The 3,772-nt window shown below is 47.8% G+C and carries 6 protein-coding genes; all 6 read right to left on the bottom strand.

What is annotated here, in order from left to right:
- The coding region (locus tag ESZ91_RS11510) for a hypothetical protein (RefSeq protein ID WP_153187725.1) at positions 1-360 on the bottom strand (360 nt) is incomplete at its 3' end.
- Positions 332-985: a P-loop NTPase family protein gene (locus ESZ91_RS11505; protein WP_129227441.1), complete on the bottom strand. Its 654-nt coding sequence runs from the start codon at positions 983-985 to the stop codon at positions 332-334. The genes ESZ91_RS11510 and ESZ91_RS11505, both read right to left, overlap by 29 nt.
- Positions 986-988: 3 nt before the next feature.
- Complete coding sequence (locus ESZ91_RS11500) at positions 989-1,246, bottom strand: hypothetical protein (RefSeq protein WP_129222915.1); 258 nt, start codon at positions 1,244-1,246, stop codon at positions 989-991.
- Between the two features lie 9 nt (positions 1,247-1,255).
- The gene (locus ESZ91_RS11495; protein WP_161970975.1) at positions 1,256-2,881 is read right to left on the bottom strand and encodes a PcfJ domain-containing protein; all 1,626 of its coding nucleotides are present in this window, start codon (positions 2,879-2,881) and stop codon (positions 1,256-1,258) included.
- Positions 2,878-3,171, bottom strand: a complete 294-nt coding sequence (locus ESZ91_RS11700; protein ID WP_161970974.1) for a hypothetical protein — start codon at positions 3,169-3,171, stop codon at positions 2,878-2,880. Before ESZ91_RS11700 ends, ESZ91_RS11495 begins: the two co-directional genes overlap by 4 nt.
- A partial coding sequence (locus tag ESZ91_RS11695; protein ID WP_201270917.1) for a hypothetical protein occupies positions 3,168-3,772 on the bottom strand: 605 nt, incomplete at its 5' end. The genes ESZ91_RS11695 and ESZ91_RS11700, both read right to left, overlap by 4 nt.

Here is a 3,772-nt window from a genome sequence, read left to right as displayed (position 1 = left end):
GCAGAGCATACACGCATACGCGCGCGGATTCGTCAATAAATACGCATTGATATCTTTGTAGAAACAGTAATAATTCAGTTCATTCTGCCTTTTTTCCAACTCACGCCGCGCGCGTTTCGTATGTTTCCCGTTTTCCATAAGGGCGCGGTATTCTTCATATGCGCCCTCGATCGCTTTGTTTAAGGCTATAAATTCCTGATCCGCAGCAAAACTTTGGCTGATCCGCTCCGACATTTCCATGCATAGCGCCATAAGTACGGCGCACTCGCGGCGGCTTTTTTCTTCCGGCGTTTCTTCCCGTGTTTCTTCTTCCTGCGCCCCGTCCGGTTCGTCAACGGGCTTTTCGTTCTCCTTTTTCATCTTTCGACTTCTCCCAATGCTCCATTATTTTTGGAAGGTGTTTTTCCACGCATTCGCACGGCTTGCCGTTCGGCAAATATCCCATATCGCCGCAGGCTTTACACTGCACCTTTTTTTGCAGCGCAGCCTGATCCATTCCGAATAATGCGAGTATCGCCGCGCGTTCGCGTTTCGCCGCGTCCAGTTTCGTTTTTAATATACGGATCTCGAACGCATCGCCTCGGTTAAATTCCGCTTTCGCTATGTCGTGGGATAATACCGATATTTCTTGTTGGATCTTCTGATACCGCGCATCCGCTCCGAGTTTTTCGTTCATTCGTTCGAGGCGCGCAGCCTCTTTCGCTCGCATCTGCGCATAATAGCCGCGGATTACCGACGCGGGCGGTTCGGGGATCTTGTATTTCGAATATGTACCGCTTTTCAATTTCTTGAACACGCCTAAATGCAAAATAAAATGCAAGCGGTTTCTTGTATACTTAAACAGCGTGCCATCCACGTCTACCGTGTAGATCTCTTTCCGATCCCGTGCGCGGAACTCCGCTTTTTTGATCGTGTACACCGCTTTGTTTCCGTACATCCCCACGAGCCATGAGTCACCGACTGCGTATTCGAATGTTTTATACACACGCTACACCCCCAGTTTCAACAGCAGTTCGTTCTGAAATCTGATAAAGTCCGTTCGGCTCATGCTCTTATATAGTGCACGGCTCAATTCTTCGATTACCTGCATATAAAAAACATCCCGTTGTTTCGGATTAGCGCCGTAACAGATCCCTTTGATTCGTCCGTCGTTTTCTTGCAATGCCAGTATGCTGCGGCCTTCCAGATTCATTCTTTCCCTGTTGCCGATTTCATCGTAATCATCTAAAATCAATGCTTTTGGCATATTTCCCTCCTACCCCGCTATCTTTACGCGAATCTGCTTGCGCTCTTTTATAAACGAAAGCCATTGTTCGCAAAAACTTGCAATCTGCGGATCGCTGTCGCGTCCGCCCTTGTTGTCATAGCCACGGCATTGCACGATCCGCTCTGTATGCGGATTGTATTCCAGCATATAAAACGGCTTTTTTGGTTGGCGGCGATCCACTGCCACAAAGATCATCGAGTTACCCGCAACGATCCGATCCGCATACCCCGCCGAACAGTTCGAAAATAACGTCGCGTAGTATTTCAGTTCCGCTATCGTCCGTATCGGGCGTAGGGATATATTTCGTTGACGGAAACAATAACTTTGATATTCGGATGCCTTTTCTTCAAACTTGGCACAAAGTTCTTTTGCGGTTTCATACTGAACGAGGCTCGAAGTACGAGAGTGTGCACGGCTCAGATCTTTCGGGTACAGCACTTGTTCGTCTGCCATGTTCAGGTGCAGACGCTCTGCCTGCTCTATATAATCGAAGTAGTCACCAAGAACGTTGCACTTTGCGATTTCCTGTCTGTTCAAATATTTCAGAGTTCGACGCAAGCGCTCTGCATCGCATCTGTCCGCAAATTCGTTAAAATGGTGATTGCGGCATATTTCGAGTTTATCGCGCGTGATACCGACGTCTGCTTTCACGAGCCGCCTAATTATGGGGATATCCGTTGTTTTCAGCGAGGCTTTCTCTTCTTCCGTCAGTGCGTCGAGTTTGGATATCTCAATTTCAAAAAAGTCTTTGAGCGTGCGGCATCTTTTCTTGATGATTTTCCCGAAATTCGATCCTTCGTCGGTAAACGAAAAAATATAGTCTTTTGCGATCCCGTAATACCCCGCCTTTATCACTTCTTTCAATGCGGGCGTGTCGAACAGAGCCAAAAGCAGTATCGCTTGCAGTACTTCGTCTGTAATGTAGCCCTGCGATAATTCGAAATACTTTGTATAGCCTTCCAATAACGTGCCTTTCGTTTCCTGCTCCAATAGGTTAAAATCTGCAATTCGTTGGAATAATTTTTTCTTACGCCATTGCCTTTCCGTGATCGTTGTACATCCCGAGTACGGATTGTAATTCGATTTTAGCCGCGAATAGATTGCCGTTGTACGATTCGCATTATAAAAAATTCGCAGCCATTCGGTTTCGCTCATCTCTCCGTCGCGGCGAAGTTCGTACTTCTCGCCCGAAAAATCAAAGGCGACTCGAAACGCTCGCAATACGATCCCCTGCTTTGTGCGCTGGTAAAAGGCAATATCGCTCTTGCGGATCAGATCTTTATGTTCGTATACTGCATTTTTGAGGTAACACGATTGCGCGCAGGTTCTTTCATACGGGCATACGTCCTGCATCCGCGATACGTTTCCCGCGTGACAGCCGCAGCCTTGGCTCATCAAAGCCTTTTTATCTTCTTCGAAAATTTTTCCGTGCTGCGGGCAATAGATCACGATCCCGTCTTTCTTGGGACTTTCCAGAAGAAATATATCATTCTCATCAAAAACGTATTTTTGATCGAGATAAAACGCAACGCCGAACGGCATCCCTTCGCGGATCCTGCTTTCATAATCCGCAGGACGGTAACTTGCATCAAATTCGTAGCCTTCGAAGATCATATGAAATCCTCCAAATTCACGAATTTCCGTTCGGTCATGCCGAGATGTTCGCTGATGAATTTTTTCGCATATTCGGGATCGAACATATAGATATTGGAATGTGCGTTTTCTTTCGCAAACTCGTGCATTTCTTTCCATAATCCGTCGATCGTTTTACCCGAATCTACTTCGCATCCGGGATTTTCATTGATCAATGTTTCGACCGCTTGCAGCAGCATTGCCAGTACTTCTTTGTCTTTGTGCGTTTCGATATCCTCACGGCACATTTTCACAAATTCCGTTCCGATCATGACTGCCACCCCCGTACAACGGCGAGGAACGCCGCGCGGCTTTTCTCACGCAGTTCGTCTTTCATTTTTTCAAGTACGCCCAATAGATCGTTTCCGAGTTTCTGCCAATCTGAAAACTTGATTTTAAATTCCGTCATGGCCGCATCGTCGGCTATGAGTAGTTTTTTATTCAGCCGCTCGATCTCCGCTTGCTTTTCCGCGAGTTCCGCAATAGCCCTATCACGGGCCGCGATCGTTTCCGCGTTTTCAACCTCTTTGACGGGCGGGTTTTTCAGTTTGTCGTTGAGTTTCTTTTTATCCTCTTCCAACTTTTTGATCTTTTCGCGCAGCGCCTCTGCATCCGCGCGCGCGTGTGCAGCCTCCGCTGCCTTTGCGTCCGCCTCTTCGCGGGCGCGCTCTGCCTCCGCTTGCGCCTGCTCCGCCGCTGATTGCGCTGCGGAAAGCGCCTCAGTATTTTCCGGTTGATCGGGATTTTCTGACGTTTTCAGCCGTTCCGCCTCCGCGTTCCACTCCAATTCGGTGATCTTATTCTCTTTTTCCGCCACTTCCCCGCGCAATTCTTCGATCTTTGCCTTTAATTCTTTGACAGTCGTCGATTCGA

It is taken from the genome of Candidatus Borkfalkia ceftriaxoniphila, assembly GCF_004134775.1.
In the GTDB taxonomy this organism is placed as follows: domain Bacteria; phylum Bacillota; class Clostridia; order Christensenellales; family Borkfalkiaceae; genus Borkfalkia; species Borkfalkia ceftriaxoniphila.
This window is presented reverse-complemented; position numbering and strand designations above follow the sequence as displayed.

Excerpts from the sequence above, each read along its gene's own strand:
- ESZ91_RS11500 (WP_129222915.1), bottom strand. The coding sequence starts at position 1,246 with ATGCCAAAAGCATTGATTTTAGATGATTACGATGAAATCGGCAACAGG.
- ESZ91_RS11495 (WP_161970975.1), bottom strand. The coding sequence starts at position 2,881 with ATGATCTTCGAAGGCTACGAATTTGATGCAAGTTACCGTCCTGCGGAT.
- ESZ91_RS11700 (WP_161970974.1), bottom strand. The coding sequence starts at position 3,171 with ATGATCGGAACGGAATTTGTGAAAATGTGCCGTGAGGATATCGAAACG.